Source organism: Streptomyces sp. XY006, from assembly GCF_002237655.1.
In the GTDB taxonomy this organism is placed as follows: Bacteria; Actinomycetota; Actinomycetes; order Streptomycetales; family Streptomycetaceae; genus Streptomyces; species Streptomyces levis.
Window position 1 is genome coordinate 47368 of record NZ_NOKT01000013.1, and the last position, 18550, is coordinate 65917.

Here is an 18550-nt window from a genome sequence, read left to right on the forward strand (position 1 = left end):
TACAACCCTGAGAGGGATTGACGCATAGTGCTCGACGTCAACTTCTTCGACGAGCTCCGGATCGGTCTGGCTACCGCTGACGACATCCGTCAGTGGAGCCACGGCGAGGTCAAGAAGCCCGAGACCATCAACTACCGCACCCTCAAGCCCGAAAAGGACGGACTCTTCTGCGAGAAGATCTTCGGTCCGACCCGGGACTGGGAGTGCTACTGCGGCAAGTACAAGCGCGTCCGCTTCAAGGGCATCATCTGTGAGCGCTGCGGTGTCGAGGTGACTCGCGCCAAGGTGCGCCGTGAGCGGATGGGCCACATCGAGCTGGCCGCCCCCGTCACGCACATCTGGTACTTCAAGGGCGTTCCGTCGCGTCTGGGCTACCTGCTCGACCTGGCCCCGAAGGACCTCGAGAAGGTCATCTACTTCGCGGCGTACATGATCACGTACGTCGACGAGGAGCGCCGTACGCGCGATCTGCCCTCGCTGGAGGCCCACGTCTCCGTCGAGCGCCAGCAGATCGAGCAGCGCCGCGACGCCGACCTGGAGGCCCGCGCCAAGAAGCTCGAGACCGACCTGGCCGAGCTGGAGGCCGAGGGCGCCAAGGCCGACGTGCGCCGCAAGGTGCGCGAGGGTGCCGAGCGCGAGATGAAGCAGCTGCGCGACCGTGCGCAGCGCGAGATCGACCGTCTCGACGAGGTGTGGAACCGCTTCAAGAACCTCAAGGTCCAGGACCTGGAGGGCGACGAGCTGCTCTACCGCGAGCTGCGTGACCGCTTCGGCACGTACTTCGACGGCTCGATGGGTGCCGCGGCGCTGCAGAAGCGCCTGGAGTCCTTCGACCTCGACGAGGAGGCCGAGAAGCTCCGCGAGATCATCCGTACCGGCAAGGGCCAGAAGAAGACCCGTGCGCTCAAGCGCCTGAAGGTCGTCTCCGCGTTCCTGCAGACCAGCAACAGCCCCAAGGGCATGGTGCTGGACTGCGTGCCGGTCATCCCGCCGGACCTGCGTCCGATGGTGCAGCTGGACGGTGGCCGCTTCGCGACCTCCGACCTGAACGACCTGTACCGCCGTGTGATCAACCGCAACAACCGCCTGAAGCGGCTTCTCGACCTCGGTGCGCCCGAGATCATCGTGAACAACGAGAAGCGCATGCTCCAGGAGGCCGTGGACGCGCTGTTCGACAACGGCCGTCGTGGCCGCCCGGTCACGGGCCCCGGCAACCGTCCGCTGAAGTCCCTCAGCGACATGCTGAAGGGCAAGCAGGGCCGTTTCCGTCAGAACCTGCTCGGCAAGCGCGTGGACTACTCCGCGCGTTCCGTGATCGTCGTCGGTCCGCAGCTGAAGCTGCACCAGTGCGGTCTGCCGAAGGCGATGGCGCTGGAGCTCTTCAAGCCGTTCGTGATGAAGCGCCTGGTCGACCTGAACCACGCGCAGAACATCAAGTCGGCGAAGCGCATGGTCGAGCGCGGCCGCACGGTCGTGTACGACGTGCTGGAAGAGGTCATCGCGGAGCACCCGGTTCTGCTGAACCGTGCGCCCACGCTGCACCGCCTCGGCATCCAGGCCTTCGAGCCGCAGCTGGTCGAGGGCAAGGCCATCCAGATCCACCCGCTCGTCTGCACCGCGTTCAACGCGGACTTCGACGGTGACCAGATGGCCGTGCACCTGCCGCTGTCCGCGGAGGCGCAGGCCGAGGCCCGCATCCTGATGCTGTCCTCGAACAACATCCTCAAGCCGGCCGACGGCCGCCCGGTGACGATGCCGACCCAGGACATGGTCCTCGGTCTGTTCTTCCTCACCACCGACGGCGAGATGCGCGACCTCAAGGGCGAGGGCCGTTCCTTCGCCTCGGTCGCGGAGGCGATCATGGCCTTCGACGCGGGCGAGCTGTCGCTCCAGTCGAGGATCGACGTCCGCTTCCCGGTCGGCACCATCCCGCCGCGCGGCTGGACCCCGCCGGCGCGCGAGGAGGGTGAGCCCGAGTGGCAGCAGGGTGACAGCTTCCGGCTGAACACGACCCTGGGCCGCGCGCTCTTCAACGAGCTGCTGCCCGAGGACTACCCGTTCGTCGACTACGAGGTCGGCAAGAAGCAGCTCTCCGAGATCGTCAACGACCTCGCCGAGCGCTACCCGAAGGTCATCGTGGCGGCGACGCTCGACAACCTGAAGGCGGCCGGCTTCTACTGGGCCACCCGCTCCGGCGTCACCGTCGCGATCTCCGACGTCGTCGTCCCCGAGGCGAAGAAGGAGATCGTCCGCGGCTACGAGGCGCAGGACGAGAAGGTCCAGAAGCAGTACGAGCGCGGTCTGATCACCAAGGACGAGCGCACGCAGGAGCTCATCGCGATCTGGACCAAGGCGACCAACGAGGTCGCCGAGGCGATGAACGACAACTTCCCGAAGACCAACCCGATCTTCATGATGGTGAACTCGGGTGCACGAGGCAACATGATGCAGATGCGTCAGATCGCCGGTATGCGTGGTCTGGTGTCGAACGCGAAGAACGAGACGATCCCGCGTCCGATCAAGGCGTCGTTCCGTGAGGGCCTGTCCGTGCTGGAGTACTTCATCTCCACGCACGGTGCCCGTAAGGGTCTGGCGGACACCGCTCTGCGTACCGCCGACTCGGGTTACCTCACGCGTCGTCTGGTCGACGTCTCCCAGGACGTCATCATCCGCGAGGAGGACTGCGGCACCGAGCGCGGTCTGCGTCTGAAGATCGCCGACCGGAACGCCGAGGGCACCCTGCTCAAGGCGGAGGACGTCGAGACGTCCGTGTACGCGCGCTGCCTCGCCGAGGACATCGTGGTCGACGGTCAGGTGCTGGCCCCGGCCGGCACGGACCTGGGCGACGTCCTCATCGAGGAGCTCGTCTCCCGCGGCGTCGAGGAGGTCAAGACCCGCTCGGTCCTGACCTGCGAGTCCGCCGTCGGCACCTGCGCGATGTGCTACGGCCGTTCGCTGGCCACCGGCAAGCTGGTCGACATCGGCGAGGCGGTCGGCATCATCGCCGCCCAGTCCATCGGTGAGCCCGGCACCCAGCTGACGATGCGTACCTTCCACACCGGTGGTGTGGCCGGTGACGACATCACCCAGGGTCTGCCGCGTGTCGTCGAGCTCTTCGAGGCCCGTACCCCGAAGGGTGTCGCCCCGATCTCCGAGGCCTCCGGCCGCGTGCGGATCGAGGAGACCGAGAAGACCAAGAAGATCGTCATCACGCCGGACGACGGCAGCGACGAGACGGCCTACCCGATCTCGAAGCGCGCCCGTCTCCTGGTCAGCGAGGGCGAGCACGTCGAGGTGGGCCAGAAGCTCACCGTGGGTGCCACCAACCCGCACGACGTGCTGCGCATCCTGGGCCAGCGTGCCGTCCAGGTCCACCTGGTCGGCGAGGTCCAGAAGGTCTACAACTCGCAGGGTGTGTCGATCCACGACAAGCACATCGAGATCATCATCCGGCAGATGCTGCGCCGTGTGACGATCATCGAGTCCGGCGACGCCGAGCTGCTGCCCGGCGAGCTGGTCGAGCGCTCGAAGTTCGAGCACGAGAACCGTCGTGTGGTCCAGGAGGGCGGTCACCCGGCCTCCGGTCGTCCGCAGCTGATGGGTATCACCAAGGCCTCGCTGGCGACGGAATCCTGGCTGTCGGCCGCCTCCTTCCAGGAGACGACCCGAGTCCTGACGGACGCGGCGATCAACGCCAAGTCCGACAGCCTCATCGGCCTCAAGGAGAACGTCATCATCGGTAAGCTCATCCCGGCCGGTACGGGTCTGTCCCGCTACCGCAACATCCGGGTCGAGCCGACCGAGGAGGCCAAGGCCGCGATGTACTCGGCCGTCGGCTACGACGACATCGACTACTCGCCGTTCGGCACGGGCTCCGGCCAGGCCGTTCCGCTGGAGGACTACGACTACGGTCCGTACAACCAGTAAGCGAGTCGCTTGAACCGAGGGCGGTCATCCTGCGGGGTGACCGCCCTTCGGCGTGTCCGGACGAGCCTTCGGCGGGTCCCACGCGTTCCCGCCGTCAGGACCGCCCTGCGAGGGCGTCAGAGGGCCTCTTGTGGCCGTCTCGTGGCCGACACGCGGAGCCCGTGACGGACGCCCCGGTGCCGGAAACGCTGCTTCGGCGCATCATGGAAGGACTCCGGCTTCGGGGGAGGTGCTCCGTGTCGCAGCCGTCCTATCCGTCCTGGCAGTCCTGGCAGGGCCCTGGCGTGCCGTCCATGCTCGCCTCGCACGCCGATCGGGAGCGGGCCGTGGACGTGCTCAGAGCGGGGTACGGCGAGGGGCGGATGGAGCACGCGGAGTTCGAGAAGCGGGTGGCGCGGGCGTACGCGGCGCGGACCGTGGGGGAGCTGGCGCTGCTCGTCGCCGATCTGCCCCAGGGGCCGGTGCCGCAGTCCCTGCCGGCCGTGTCCGTGCCGCCGGCGTTCCTGCCGGTGCCGCGGCCGCAGACCAACGGCAAGGCGGTCGCCGCCGCCGTGTGCGGGCTGCTGTGTGTGCCGACGATGGGGCTGACCGGCATCCCGGCCGTGGTGCTGGGGCATGTGGCGCGGTCCGAGATCCGCAGCCGGGGCGAACTGGGGGACGGGCTGGCCCTGACCGGACTCGTGCTCGGGTGGTTGTCCACCGCGGGCTGGGCACTCGTCCTGGTGTTGCTGACCCTGGTGTCGATCGCGGCCGGATGACGCCCGGCCATGGACACCGGTAATGTATGCAAATCGGACAGCTGCCACTGAATTGAAGATCGAAGACGGCTGAGGGTCTTGACATGTCCCGCATGGCGATGCGGGCGGTGCCCATTTGTTTTGACCGCAGCGAATGCGGTAGGTACGCTCAGACCTTGTGCCTGGGGTGTGCCCTGGCTCTCGTGCGTGCCATCAACCGTACGTCGAGCCGTAAGCGGCCACCGTAATCTGCGCTTAATTCTGCCTGGCGGCGGGAGTCCGCGGGATTCGACACACCCGACCGCGTGGGTCGGCGACGTTCCAGGTTAGCTGTACCCATCGGCACACAGAAACCGGAGAAGTAGTGCCTACGATCCAGCAGCTGGTCCGTAAGGGCCGGCAGGACAAGGTCGAGAAGAACAAGACGCCCGCACTCGAGGGTTCCCCTCAGCGCCGTGGCGTCTGCACGCGTGTGTTCACGACCACCCCGAAGAAGCCGAACTCGGCCCTCCGTAAGGTCGCGCGTGTGCGTCTGACCAGCGGCATCGAGGTCACGGCTTACATTCCGGGTGAGGGACACAACCTGCAGGAGCACTCCATCGTGCTCGTGCGCGGCGGCCGTGTGAAGGACCTGCCGGGTGTTCGTTACAAGATCATCCGCGGCTCGCTCGACACCCAGGGTGTCAAGAACCGCAAGCAGGCCCGCAGCCGCTACGGCGCCAAGAAGGAGAAGTAAGAATGCCTCGTAAGGGCCCCGCCCCGAAGCGCCCGGTCATCATCGACCCGGTCTACGGCTCTCCTCTGGTGACCTCCCTGATCAACAAGGTGCTGCTGAACGGCAAGCGCTCCACCGCCGAGCGCATCGTCTACGGCGCCATGGAGGGCCTGCGCGAGAAGACCGGCAACGACCCGGTCATCACGCTGAAGCGCGCTCTCGAGAACATCAAGCCGACCCTCGAGGTCAAGTCCCGCCGTGTCGGTGGTGCCACCTACCAGGTCCCGGTCGAGGTCAAGCCCGGCCGTGCCAACACCCTGGCGCTGCGCTGGCTCGTCGGTTACTCCCGCGCCCGTCGCGAGAAGACCATGACCGAGCGTCTGCTCAACGAGCTCCTCGACGCCAGCAACGGCCTCGGTGCCGCTGTGAAGAAGCGCGAGGACACGCACAAGATGGCCGAGTCCAACAAGGCCTTCGCGCACTACCGCTGGTAGTCGCAGACCCCATCGAGACCGAGAGAAGACTGAAGCCTTATGGCTACCACTTCGCTTGACCTGGCCAGGGTCCGCAACATCGGGATCATGGCCCACATCGACGCGGGCAAGACGACCACCACCGAGCGGATCCTGTTCTACACCGGCGTTTCGTACAAGATCGGTGAGGTCCACGACGGCGCTGCCACCATGGACTGGATGGAGCAGGAGCAGGAGCGTGGCATCACGATCACCTCTGCTGCCACCACCTGCCACTGGCCGCTCGAGGGCGACGACTACACCATCAACATCATCGACACCCCGGGTCACGTCGACTTCACCGTCGAGGTGGAGCGCTCCCTGCGCGTGCTCGACGGTGCCGTGACGGTGTTCGACGGCGTCGCCGGTGTCGAGCCGCAGTCCGAGACGGTGTGGCGTCAGGCCGACCGTTACGGCGTGCCGCGCATCTGCTTCGTCAACAAGCTGGACCGCACCGGCGCCGAGTTCCACCGCTGCGTGGACATGATCTCGGACCGCCTGGGCGCGCAGCCGCTGGTCATGCAGCTGCCGATCGGCGCGGAGGCGGACTTCAAGGGCGTCATCGACCTCGTGACGATGAAGGCCCTGGTCTGGTCGGCCGAGGCGACCAAGGGCGAGATGTACGACACCGTCGACATCCCGGACACCCACCTCGAGGCTGCCGAGGAGTACCGCGGCAAGCTGCTCGAGGCCGTCGCCGAGAACGACGAAGAGCTCATGGAGCTGTACCTGGAGGGCACCGAGCCCACCGTGGAGCAGCTCTACGCCGCGATCCGTCGCATCACCATCGCGTCCGGCAAGGGCGGCGGCACCACCGTCACCCCCGTGTTCTGCGGCACCGCGTTCAAGAACAAGGGCGTCCAGCCCCTGCTCGACGCGGTCGTGCGCTACCTGCCCACCCCGCTCGACGTCGAGGCCATCGAGGGCCACGACGTCAAGGACCCGGAGCAGGTCATCGCGCGCAAGCCGTCGGACGAGGAGCCCCTCGCCGCGCTCGCGTTCAAGATCATGAGCGACCCGCACCTCGGCAAGCTCACCTTCGTCCGGGTCTACTCGGGCCGCCTGGAGTCCGGCACCTCGGTGCTGAACTCCGTCAAGGGCAAGAAGGAGCGCATCGGCAAGATCTACCGCATGCACGCGAACAAGCGTGAGGAGATCGACTCGGTGGGCGCCGGCGACATCGTCGCCGTCATGGGCCTGAAGCAGACCACCACCGGTGAGACGCTGTCCGACGACAAGAACCCGGTCATCCTGGAGTCCATGGACTTCCCGGCGCCGGTCATCCAGGTCGCCATCGAGCCCAAGTCGAAGGGCGACCAGGAGAAGCTCGGCGTCGCGATCCAGCGCCTGGCCGAGGAGGACCCGTCCTTCCAGGTCCACTCGGACGAGGAGACCGGCCAGACCATCATCGGTGGTATGGGCGAGCTGCACCTCGAGGTGCTGGTCGACCGTATGCGCCGTGAGTTCAAGGTCGAGGCCAACGTCGGCAAGCCGCAGGTCGCCTACCGTGAGACGATCCGTAAGGCCGTCGAGAAGGTCGAGTTCACCCACAAGAAGCAGACGGGTGGTACCGGCCAGTTCGCCCGCGTCATCATCGCGATCGAGCCGATCGAGGGCGGCGACGCCTCGTACGAGTTCATCAACAAGGTGACCGGTGGCCGTGTGCCGAAGGAGTACATCCCTTCGGTGGACGCCGGTGCGCAGGAGGCCATGCAGTTCGGCATCCTCGCCGGCTACGAGATGACCGGTGTCCGCGTGACGCTGCTCGACGGTGCCTACCACGAGGTGGACTCCTCCGAGCTCGCGTTCAAGATCGCCGGTTCGCAGGCCTTCAAGGAGGCCGCGCGCAAGGCCAGCCCCGTGCTGCTCGAGCCGATGATGGCCGTCGAGGTCACCACGCCCGAGGACTACATGGGTGAGGTCATCGGCGACATCAACTCCCGCCGTGGCCAGATCCAGGCCATGGAGGAGCGGGCCGGTGCCCGCGTCGTGAAGGGCCTCGTGCCCCTCTCGGAGATGTTCGGCTACGTCGGCGACCTGCGCAGCAAGACGTCCGGCCGTGCGAGCTACTCCATGCAGTTCGACTCCTACGCCGAGGTTCCGCGGAACGTCGCCGAGGAGATCATCGCGAAGGCCAAGGGCGAGTAACGCACCGCGTCTACACGCCGTAGGCTTGACTCCGGAGCCTTGAGGGGCATTCCGCCGCAATCGTGGTGAATGCCCCGGGGCCCGGGCTTTCCAGCAAAGATCACCTGGCGCCGATGAAGTAAGGCGTACCAGAACCACTCCCAGGAGGACCCCAGTGGCGAAGGCGAAGTTCGAGCGGACTAAGCCGCACGTCAACATCGGCACCATCGGTCACATCGACCACGGTAAGACGACCCTCACGGCCGCCATTACCAAGGTGCTGCACGACGCGTACCCGGACATCAACGAGGCTTCCGCGTTCGACCAGATCGACAAGGCTCCTGAGGAGCGCCAGCGCGGTATCACCATCTCCATCGCGCACGTCGAGTACCAGACCGAGACGCGTCACTACGCCCACGTCGACTGCCCCGGTCACGCGGACTACATCAAGAACATGATCACGGGTGCGGCGCAGATGGACGGCGCCATCCTCGTGGTCGCCGCCACCGACGGCCCGATGCCGCAGACCAAGGAGCACGTGCTCCTGGCCCGCCAGGTCGGCGTTCCGTACATCGTCGTCGCCCTGAACAAGGCCGACATGGTGGACGACGAGGAGATCCTGGAGCTCGTCGAGCTCGAGGTCCGTGAGCTCCTCTCCGAGTACGAGTTCCCGGGCGACGACGTTCCCGTCGTCAAGGTCTCCGCTCTGAAGGCCCTCGAGGGCGACAAGGAGTGGGGCAACTCGGTTCTCGAGCTCATGAACGCCGTCGACACGGCGATCCCCGAGCCCGAGCGTGACGTCGACAAGCCGTTCCTGATGCCGATCGAGGACGTCTTCACGATCACCGGTCGCGGTACGGTCGTCACCGGCCGTATCGAGCGTGGTGTCCTGAAGGTCAACGAGACCGTCGACATCATCGGCATCAAGCCGGAGAAGACCACCACCACGGTCACCGGCATCGAGATGTTCCGCAAGCTGCTCGACGAGGGCCAGGCCGGTGAGAACGTCGGTCTGCTGCTCCGTGGCATCAAGCGCGAGGACGTCGAGCGCGGCCAGGTCATCATCAAGCCGGGCTCGGTCACGCCGCACACGGAGTTCGAGGCGCAGGCCTACATCCTGTCCAAGGACGAGGGTGGCCGCCACACGCCGTTCTTCAACAACTACCGCCCGCAGTTCTACTTCCGTACGACGGACGTGACCGGCGTGGTGACCCTCCCCGAGGGCACCGAGATGGTCATGCCGGGTGACAACACCGAGATGAAGGTGGAGCTCATCCAGCCCGTCGCCATGGAGGAGGGCCTGAAGTTCGCCATCCGTGAGGGTGGCCGGACCGTGGGCGCCGGCCAGGTCACCAAGATCACCAAGTGAGTCCTCGGACTGGCTTGAGGGTCTGCTGACCTGAGTGGCTCGAAGGGGCCCGTACGACTTCGGTCGTACGGGCCCCTTTGCCGTGTCGCAGGGGCCGCGGGTGCCCGGGGACGGCGACGCCCCCGGCTCGTGGGGGAGCCGGGGGCGTCTGTGTGGGGGGTGGCCGTGGGGAGCCGGTGCGGGTCAGGGGGTCAGCCGACCGTCCACTTCTGGTTGGCGGCGCCGGTGCACGTCCAGATCTGCAGCGGGGTGCCGTCGGCCGAGGAGTTGCCCTTGGCGTCCAGGCACTTGTCCGCGCCGACGTTCACCAGGTCGCGCGCCGCGGTGTGGACCCACTGCTGGGCCTTGGTGCCGTTGCAGGTGTAGAGCTGGACCGCGGCACCGTCGGCCGTGGAGCCGCCGCGCACGTCGAGGCACTTGCCGAGGGCGCGGACGGTGCCGTCGCCGCCGAGGGTCCACTTCTGGGCGTCGACCCCGGTGCAGTTGTGGAGCTGGATGGGCGTCCCGTCGGCCGAAGAGGCGCCGGCGACGTCGGCGCACATGCCGCCGATGCCCTTGATCGCGCCGGTGGTGCCGCCGGAGCCGCCGCCGTCGGAGGTGGAGACCCGGACGTAGTCCACGGTCATCGTCTGCGGGAACTGCGTGTTCCCGTCCGGGCTGCCGGGCCAGTTGCCGCCCACGGCGAGGTTGAGGATCAGGAAGAAGGGGTGGTCGTAGACCCACTTCCTGCCGCCCAGGTCGGCCGTGGTGCGCGTCTGGTACGTCTGCCCGTCGACGGACCACGTGATCTTCCCCGGCGTCCAGTCGACGGAGAAGACGTGGAAGTCGTCGGCGAAGGCCCGGCCGCCCGGGAGCGTGTACGCCGCGCCGATGCCGCCGCTGCCGGAGTAGCCGGGGCCGTGCAGGGTGCCGTGGACGGTGCCGGGCTCGTAACCGACGTTCTCCATGATGTCGATCTCGCCGCTGTTGGGCCATCCGACGCTGCCCAGGTCGTTGCCGAGCATCCAGAACGCCGGCCACATGCCCTGGCCGCGCGGCACCTTGATCCGGGCCTCGAAGTGGCCGTACGCCTGCGTGAACGTCCTGGCCGTGTTGAGCCGGGCGGACGTGTACTGACAGGTGCCGTACCAGCACTGCAGCCCGGGGTCGGTGTTCTTGCGGGCGGTGATGACCAGGTTGCCGTTGCCGTCGTGGGCAACGTTGTCTCTGCTGTTCGTGTAGTACTGCAGCTCGTTGTTGCCGTTGCCGGAACCGCCGGTCTCCACGGTCCACTTGGCCGGGTCCGGGGCGCTGCCGGCGGCGCCGTTGAACTCGTCGGACCAGGTCACGGCGGCGGCCGCGGCTTCGGCCTGGCCGGCGGCGTCGGCCTGTCCGGCGGACGGGCCGAGGGTCGTCAGGGTGAACGCGGCCGCGACGGAGGCGCAGACCAGCGGGACGAGCCCGCCGAGCGTGCGCCGGCGTGTGCGATGAGCAGCCATGGCTGGACACACCTTTGTCTGTGGGGGATGGGGGAGTGGGCCGACGCTGTCGGCCGTGGAGGGATGTTACGAACGGTTCACCGCACAACCAACTGCCCGATTGGTCCGTCAACCCCCTGTGAACTGGGCGGAGTTGGAGCCGACCGGCTGACCTTTGGTTCGCTTAAAGCGGGCTTAAGGCGGTGTTAAGGAGGGCCGGTGCCGTGGTCGGTCTCAGAGGTCGATCTCGGCCCAGACGGTCTTGCGGGGCGCAAGGCCCGGGGTGACGCCCCAGCGGTCGGCGAGCGCGTCGACGAGGAGCAGACCGCGGCCGGACTCGGCGTCGGGGGAAGGGAGCCGGGGTACCGGGTGCCGGTCGTCGCGGGTGTCGGTCACCTCGATGCGGAGGGTGCCGCCGGCCACGTAGAGGAGCAGGCGGAAGTCGCGGCCCGGGACGCGGCCGTGGGTGACGGCGTTGGCGGACAGTTCCGCGACGACCTGTGCGGCCCGGTCCGACGGCAGGCCCCAGGAGCGCAGTTGCTCGGTGGTGAGGAGCCGGGCGAGGCGGGCGCCGCGGGGGGTGGGGGAGAGCCGGAGGCTGAAGTTGCGGACCTGGAGGGCGAGTTCGGGTCCGGGATCGGTGGGGGAGTTCTGCTTCACGTCACCCAGCGTGGCCGGGGGCGCCTACCGTGAACAGTGACTCAGCGAGTGCGTACGGTGACTGTCCGGAGCTTGTCCGGTCGTGTCCGGGCTGTCGGCGCCGGGCGCACGGGTAGGGCGCTGGGGCAGGGTCGTACGACGGAAGGGTGCGGGATGACGGCCGAGGCGGCGGAGACAGGACGGCTCAAGAGCGAGGCGGACGAGCCGGGTTGGGAGGTCGACCCCGACGACGAGTGGGGTGTCGCCGTCATCGCGACGGTGGGCAGGCAGCTGAAGCTGCGGCGGGAGGCGGTGGGGATGCGGGCCGCGGAGTTCGGGACGGCGGTGGGGTACGGGGAGGACCTGGTCTACAAGATCGAGGGCGGCAAGCGGATTCCCCGCCAGGAGTACCTGGCGGCGGCGGACCGGGTGCTGGGGGCGGGTGGGCTCATCACGGCGACGTGGGAGGACGTGAAGAGGGTCCGCTATCCCAAGAAGGTGCGGGAGCTGGCGCAGTTGGAGGGGCGGGCGGTGGAGATCGGGGTGTACGAGAGCATCAGTGTCAGCGGGCTGTTGCAGACCCCGGAGCACGCCCGGGCCCTGTTCGAGTCGTGGCAGCCGGCCTATTCGCCGGACGAGGTGGAGCAGCTGGTGGCTGCGCGGATGGCTCGCCGGTCCGTGTTCGAGCGGTCGCCTGCCCCCTCGCTCAGTTTCGTCCAGGAGGAGGCCACGCTGCGGCGCCCGGTCGGGGGCACAATGGTCTGGCGTCAGCAGCTTGAGCGCCTGCTGGAGGTGGGCCGGTTGCGTAACGTCAGGCTCCAGGTGATGCCGACGAGCAGCGAGGCTCATCCCGGTCTGAACGGGAGGATCGAGGTGCTCAAGTTCGGGGACGGCACCGCGGTTGGCCGGTCCGACGGTGCCTTCGGCGGTCGGCCCACCACTGATCCCAAGCAGATCCAGATCCTCGAACTGCGGTATGGCACCATCCGAGCTCAGGCCCTTCCCCCTCGGGAGTCGCTGACCTTCATTGAGCAACTGCTGGGAGAGAGATGATCCGCAACGCTGAACTGACGTGGTTCAAGAGCAGCTACAGCAGTGGCCCTGACGGCAACTCCTGCGTCGAGATCGCGATAGCCCCGGACACCGCGACGGTCCATGTGCGGGACTCCAAGCACACGCAAGGCCCTCGACTGGCGGTGTCGCCCGGGGCATGGGCAGGCTTCGTGTCGAGTCTTCCCGCATGACGTCGGATCCCGCCCCTGACGATCTCGACCTCGACACGATCGAGGAACTGTGCGCGGCCGCCACGCCGGATGCGGAGTTCCTCGCTTTGGCCAGGAAGGCGGTGCCGCACCTCGTTGCCGAGGTCAGACGCCTGCGCTGGCTGGTGGAGTACGGGGCGTGCCCCACGGCCGGGACAACGGGCACGGAGTTCGTGCTCCCGCTGGACGACCAGATGCTCGCGTACTTCCGCGAGATGGCGGACGTACTGGTGGAGCACATCGGTCTCTCACGAGCTGAAGCGGTCGCGAGGATCAACGCGTCATACGGGACCCGCCAGTGGGTCGACCTGGATCTGCAACTCATGGGTCACGAGCTGCCGGAGTACTGGGCCTACGCCGTGTACTACGCCCCCGACAGCCGAGGCCGCCTGCCTGTCGGAAGCCCGACAGCTGACGCGGACATCGACTTCGGTACGCATCCCGTACGCCCGGCGCCTCCGAAGGACTCGCCGTTCTGGACTCTGTAGGCGTAGGGCACGATGTGCGCACGGAAATGAAGGACCGATTTGATCTTCTGATCGCAGGAACGGGGAGGCCGGCGTCATGGCCCGGTACATGGAGACCCTGACCGTCGAGCGGGGCGGTTTCCGGATCAAGGTGCCGGAGTCGTGGTGGGAGTTCGACGTCCGGCCGGAGTCGCGGGACGACTCGATCCGGCGGATGGTGACCGAGCGGGTGCGGCAGCGCCCGGAGCTGGAGCAGTACCGGGACACGTACGTCGACTTCCTCCGGCGGGCCGCGGCGGACGCGTGGAAGTCGGGCGCGCTGTACTGCGGCTGCATGGCGGAGAACTTCGGCGGCGACACCCCGATCACGGGCTCCGTGACCGTCTCCCTGGTCGGCGGTCGCAACGAGCGCGGTGAGCCGCTGTCCAACGACCCGGCGGCCATCGCGAGCCAGCTCGCGGTGAAGGAGGCCAAGCGGGAGGGCGACTCCTGGCGCAAGGTGACGACGGTCGACATCCCGGGCGTCGGCCCGGCCGCGCGCACCTACGGCATCGAGGACATCGCCGTACCGGGCGATGAGCTCAACCGCACCGTCAGGGCCGTGCTGATGCAGACGTACATTCCGGTGCCGGGGCAGGAGGGCAAGGTCGCCCTGGTCGCGGGCAGCAGCCAGGTGCTCGACCTGGCGGACTCGTTCTTCGACATCTTCGACGCGATCACGTCGACGTTCCGGTTCACGGCCTGATGCCGGTCTCTGGCGTGCCGGCTGCGGGCCCTGCTTGTTCCCCGAACAACCGCGCCTTGTAAGTTCACGTGTGCACACGGGTGTTGATGGGGATGCGGGCGTGACGGGGGTTGCGGTATGGCGGGCCACAGGCCGACGGACTGGCATGTCCTGGATCTGGACAAGGACCCGACCCCTGGTGATCCGCAGCGTGTGCGCACACTCGCGAAGCAGTTGCACGACTTCGCCGACGACGTCTCCGACGCGCTGCGTCTGGTCAAGGGCATGGCGGGGGAGGGGACGCTGCTGGAGTGGGCGGGCAAGTCGGCCGACGTCTTCAAGGAGGACTTCGCCGACGTCCCGAAGAACCTCAAGAAGCTGAAGAAGTCCTACGAGATGTGCGGGGACGCGCTGGCGGACTTCTGGCCGAAGCTGGAGCGCGCGCAGTCCCTGGCGGACAAGGCCCTGCGCAAGGGCCGCGAGGCCCGCGACAGCCTCTCCTCCGCCCAGTCCCGTCTCGCCTCGGCGGACTCGTGGGTGACGCGGGCCGGCAAGGAGGCGGACAAGTACAAGGACGACCCGACGGGCAGCAAGTCCGACGCGGACAAGCCCGACGAGGCGAAGGTGCGTGCGGCGACGCGGGACGTGCAGCACGCGAAGTCGGCGCAGTCGAAGGCCCAGTCGGACGTCTCCGACGCGCAGGACGCGCTCGCCGCGGCGAAGAAAATGGCCGAGGACGCGCGCAAGATGCGGGAGGAGGCCGCGCGTGAGGCGAAGTCGAAGATCGACGAGGCCTCGGACGCCGGCATCCAGAACCGGTCGTGGTGGGAGGAGGTCGGGGACTGGTTCGTCGACAACTGGGACACCATCGTCGCGGTGTGCAAGGTCGTCGTGGCCGTGGTTGGCATCGTCGCCATGATCATCGGTGGGCCGATCCTGGGCGCGATCATGCTGATCGCGGCGGCCGTCGTGCTCGCCGACACGCTCTACAAATACAGCAAGGGCCGAGCGTCCCTATGGGATGTGGGGCTGGCGGCGCTGGACTGCATCCCGGGCATGAAGGGGCTGACGACCCTGGGCGGGCTGGCCAAGGGGCTCAAGGCCTTCGGGAAGACCGGCCTCAAGGGCATGGCATTGGGGGTCAGGGGACTGGGCAAGGGCGCAGGCGCCTTGAGCCGCCAGATGAAGAAGCTCTTCTGCCGCACCGACCCGGTGGACATGGCGACCGGCGAGGTCGTCATGTCGGCGACCGACGTGAGCCTGCCCGGCGTACTTCCACTGGTCCTGGAACGCCACCACCGCAGCAGTGTGCGTACCGGCCGGCTCTTCGGGACGACCTGGATGTCCACGCTCGACCAGCGTCTGGAACTCGATTCCACCGGAGTCAGGTTCGACGTCGCCGACGGCATGGTCCTGCACTACCCGGTCCCGGAGCCGGACGCGGCCGTCCTGCCGGTGGCAGGGCCCCGCTGGCCGCTCACCTGGGACGGATCACCCGGCGGTGAGCTTGTCGTGCGTGACACAGAGACCGAACGGATGCTCCATTTCCGCTCTCTGCCCGGCTGCCGCCGCGACGAACTGCTCCTCTCGGCGATCAGCGACCACAACGGCAACTCCACAACCCTTCTCTACGGGCCCGACGGTGACCTCCGCGAAGTGGTGCACAGCGGTGGCTACCACCTGGGAGTGACCTGCACGAGCGGTCGGGTCACCGAGCTGACCCTGCTCAGCCACCCCGAGCAGCCCTCGCTCCTGCGGTACGGCTATGACGACCAGGGAAACCTCGCCGAGATCCACAACTCCTCCGCCCGACCCCTGCGGTTCGCCTATGACGAGCAACGACGGATCACCGGCTGGCAGGACAGGAACGGCGTCCGGTACCGCTACGTCTACGACGACCGGGGCCGGTGCGTCCGTACTCGAGGTGCTGAAGGCGTATTCAACAGTGACATCACCTATGAGAGCGACGGCTCCCGCACACTCTTCACCAACTCGCTGGGGCACACCACGGTCTACGACTTCAACGACTGGTACCAACTGGTCGCCGAGACCGATCCCCTGGGCGGGCGCATCCTCCGGACCTGGGACGATCACGACAACCTCCTGACGATCACGGACGCGATCGGCCGTACCACCGCCTACGCCTACGACGACCTGGGCCGGGTCACCACGGTGACGCGTGCGGACGGCCGGGCGCTGAGCGTGGACCATCACGAGCTGGGCATGCCGACGCGCATCACCCACGCCGACGGAGCCCGGTGGGAGCAGAGCTTCGACGCGGCCGGCAACCGCACCGCCGTCGTCGACCCCGCCGGCGGTGTCGTCCGGTACACCTACGACCGTCACGGCGGGCTCGCGTCCGCCACGGACCAGTCGGGCAACACGACGACGTTCGCGTGCGACGCCGCGGGCCTTCCGGTGCGTGTCGTGAGTCCGCTCGGTGAGAGCACCTCCTATCGCCGTGATGCCTTCGGCCGTCCCGTCGAGATCACAGCCCCGGACGGTGCGGTCACCCACCTGGAGTGGACGGTCGAGGGGAGGCCCTCGCGCCACATCGACCCACTCGGCTCGCAGTGGTCCTGGACCTGGGACGGAGAGGGCAACTGCCTGAGCCGCACCGACGCGGCAGGCGGTGTCCACCGGTACGAGTACGGACCGTTCGACGCTCTGCGCGCCCAGACGAACCCCGACGGATCGCGCTTCGAGTTCGAGCGCGACACTGAACTCCGGCTCACCACGGTGACCAACCCGCTCGGCGTCAGCTGGCGGTACGCCCACGACGCGGCCGGGCGACTCGTTCGGGAGACCGACTTCGACGGCCGCACGATTCGCTACGAGTACGATGCGACAGGCCAGTTGACCACCAAGGTGAATGCCTTGGGGCAGCAGATCCGGTACGTCCGCGATTCGCTCGGCAGGATCAGCGAGAAGGACGCAGCGGGGGCACGTACCACCTTCGCGTACGACCCGTCCGGTCGGCTCGTACAGGCGGTCGGTCCGGACGCGGAACTCCGCTTCGAGAGGGACCCCCTGGGCAGGATCCTCACGGAAGCCTGCGACACCCTCGTCTCCCGCTACGCGTACGACCCCACTGGCCGCATGGTGTGGCGCAGGACGCCCAGCGGAGCCGAGAGCCGCTACGACTACGACGCGGCGGGGCGTCCTGTCAGTCTGCTCGCGGACACCCACCGGCTCGATCTCACCTACGACGTCACCGGCCGGGAGGCCTCCAGGACCCTGGCGGCCGGTGTCGTGCTCGGTCACTCCTGGGACGCGGCCGGCAACCTGCGGAGCCAGGCGGCCCGTTCCCAGGACCGCACGCTGTGGCAGCGCACCTTCGCCTACCGCGACGATCACCATCTGACCTCGATCCAGGACGACCGGCTGGGTACCACGATGTTCGATCTGGATCAGCTGGGCCGGGTGACGGATGTGACTCGTCCGGCCGGACGGGAGAGCTACGTCTACGACCCGATCGGCAATCAGCTCACCGCCCATTGGCCCGACCGCCACGAGGCCGTGGGGGAGAGGGAGTACCGGGGCACGCGGGTGGCACGCGCGGGCAGGGTCCGCTACGAGTACGACGAGGCGGGCCGAACCGTTCTCCGGCGGGCCAGGACCCTGTCGGGAGTCACGTCCACCTGGGCGTACGAGTGGGACGCCGAGGACCGTCTCGTGGCCGTGACGACGCCGGACGGCACCCGCTGGAAGTATCGGTACGACCCGCTGGGCCGACGCGTGGCCAAGCAGCGCCTGGCCGCCGATGGAAAGACCGACGAGGAAGTCCGCTTCACCTGGCAGGACGCGACGCTGGTCGAACAGACCGGCGGCGGTGCGGGTGACGCTGCGGAACGGGACGTCCTGACGTGGGACTACCGCGACCAGCACGCCTTGGCGCAGCGCCGTCGGCTGTCACGGCAGGAGGTGGACTGCCGCTTCTACGCCATCGTGACCGACCTGGTCGGGACACCGACCGAACTCGTCGATGAGGCGGGCGCTGTCGCCTGGCAGGCCCGCTCCACGCTGTGGGGCGTATCCGGGGCGGGCGGGGACGGCACCGTCGACATGCCGTTGCGGTTCCCCGGCCAGTACCACGACCCGGAAACCGGCTGGGACTACAACTACCAGCGTCACTACGACCCGGCGATCGGCCGGTACACCACCCCGGACCCGCTGGGGCTGGAGCCGGACCCGAACCACTACGGGTACGTGGACAATCCGTACAGCTGGATCGACCCGCTGGGATTGCTGTCCTGCACGGGACGCCTGGACAAACTCAACCCGGGGGAGATGTACCTCTACCGTGCCGTGATGGACGGGGAGCTGGGTCAGATCATGCGCACACGAGCGTTCCAGAATCCCCAGGGTATCGAGACCAAATACTTTTCCACGACTGCCGAGGCCGCGGCCTCCTATGCGCGGGAGATGTACAGTAGGTTTCCCCATGAAGGGGCGTATACGCTGGTGCGGTCCACAATCCGGAGAGATGCCATCCCGGATATCAGTCGGGTGGACCTGGTGGAGGCGGGCGGTATCGAAGCGCTCGCCCTGCCCACCGAAGTCCTCGAACAGATGGGCAGAATCCGCATTCTCCCCGGCATGCCGATCCCCTGA

General features: G+C 67.8%; 13 protein-coding genes. 11 read left to right on the forward strand and 2 right to left on the reverse strand.

Annotation, left to right across the window (positions count from 1 at the left end; all coding sequences use genetic code 11):
- Window positions 1–27 precede the first annotated feature (27 nt).
- The 6 genes from CHR28_RS16685 (at window position 28) to tuf (ending at window position 9387) form a co-directional block, all read left to right on the forward strand.
- A complete protein-coding gene (locus CHR28_RS16685; RefSeq protein WP_094054442.1) occupies window positions 28–3927 on the forward strand; it encodes a DNA-directed RNA polymerase subunit beta' in 3900 nt (1299 codons plus the stop codon).
- A 203-nt stretch (window positions 3928–4130) separates the two neighbouring features.
- The gene (locus tag CHR28_RS16690) at window positions 4131–4685 is read left to right on the forward strand and encodes a DUF1707 and DUF4190 domain-containing protein (protein WP_094054561.1); all 555 of its coding nucleotides are present in this window, start codon (window positions 4131–4133) and stop codon (window positions 4683–4685) included.
- Window positions 4686–5028: 343 nt separating this feature from the next.
- The gene (gene rpsL / locus CHR28_RS16695) at window positions 5029–5400 is read left to right on the forward strand and encodes a 30S ribosomal protein S12 (protein ID WP_003948652.1); all 372 of its coding nucleotides are present in this window, start codon (window positions 5029–5031) and stop codon (window positions 5398–5400) included.
- Between the two features lie 2 nt (window positions 5401–5402).
- Window positions 5403–5873 (forward strand): 30S ribosomal protein S7, encoded by a 471-nt coding sequence (rpsG, locus tag CHR28_RS16700; RefSeq protein WP_003998848.1) that lies wholly within the window; start codon window positions 5403–5405, stop codon window positions 5871–5873.
- 39 nt (window positions 5874–5912) lie between these two features.
- Window positions 5913–8039: an elongation factor G gene (gene fusA / locus CHR28_RS16705; protein ID WP_094054443.1), complete on the forward strand. Its 2127-nt coding sequence runs from the start codon at window positions 5913–5915 to the stop codon at window positions 8037–8039.
- Between the two features lie 154 nt (window positions 8040–8193).
- A complete protein-coding gene (tuf, locus tag CHR28_RS16710) occupies window positions 8194–9387 on the forward strand; it encodes an elongation factor Tu (RefSeq protein WP_094054444.1) in 1194 nt (397 codons plus the stop codon).
- Between the two features lie 191 nt (window positions 9388–9578).
- Here the strand turns inward: tuf and CHR28_RS16715 are convergent, their stop codons facing one another.
- Together CHR28_RS16715 and CHR28_RS16720 are read right to left on the reverse strand one after the other, a co-directional pair.
- Window positions 9579–10865, reverse strand: a complete 1287-nt coding sequence (locus tag CHR28_RS16715; protein ID WP_094054445.1) for a glycoside hydrolase family 16 protein — start codon at window positions 10863–10865, stop codon at window positions 9579–9581.
- A 213-nt stretch (window positions 10866–11078) separates the two neighbouring features.
- Window positions 11079–11504 carry an ATP-binding protein gene (locus tag CHR28_RS16720; RefSeq protein ID WP_094054446.1) on the reverse strand — a complete coding sequence of 142 codons (426 nt, stop codon included), beginning with the start codon at window positions 11502–11504 and terminating at the stop codon, window positions 11079–11081.
- Between the two features lie 153 nt (window positions 11505–11657).
- Between CHR28_RS16720 and CHR28_RS16725 the strand changes: the two genes are divergently transcribed.
- From CHR28_RS16725 to CHR28_RS16745, 5 genes are all read left to right on the forward strand, one after another.
- Window positions 11658–12536, forward strand: a complete 879-nt coding sequence (locus tag CHR28_RS16725) for a helix-turn-helix domain-containing protein (protein WP_094054447.1) — start codon at window positions 11658–11660, stop codon at window positions 12534–12536.
- Window positions 12533–12727: a DUF397 domain-containing protein gene (locus tag CHR28_RS16730; protein ID WP_094054448.1), complete on the forward strand. Its 195-nt coding sequence runs from the start codon at window positions 12533–12535 to the stop codon at window positions 12725–12727. Before CHR28_RS16725 ends, CHR28_RS16730 begins: the two co-directional genes overlap by 4 nt.
- A complete protein-coding gene (locus tag CHR28_RS38375) occupies window positions 12724–13233 on the forward strand; it encodes a hypothetical protein (RefSeq protein ID WP_256984277.1) in 510 nt (169 codons plus the stop codon). Before CHR28_RS16730 ends, CHR28_RS38375 begins: the two co-directional genes overlap by 4 nt.
- A gap of 76 nt (window positions 13234–13309) precedes the next feature.
- Window positions 13310–13957 carry a hypothetical protein gene (locus CHR28_RS16740; protein ID WP_094054449.1) on the forward strand — a complete coding sequence of 216 codons (648 nt, stop codon included), beginning with the start codon at window positions 13310–13312 and terminating at the stop codon, window positions 13955–13957.
- A gap of 117 nt (window positions 13958–14074) precedes the next feature.
- Window positions 14075–18550 (forward strand): DUF6531 domain-containing protein, encoded by a 4476-nt coding sequence (locus CHR28_RS16745; protein WP_094054450.1) that lies wholly within the window; start codon window positions 14075–14077, stop codon window positions 18548–18550.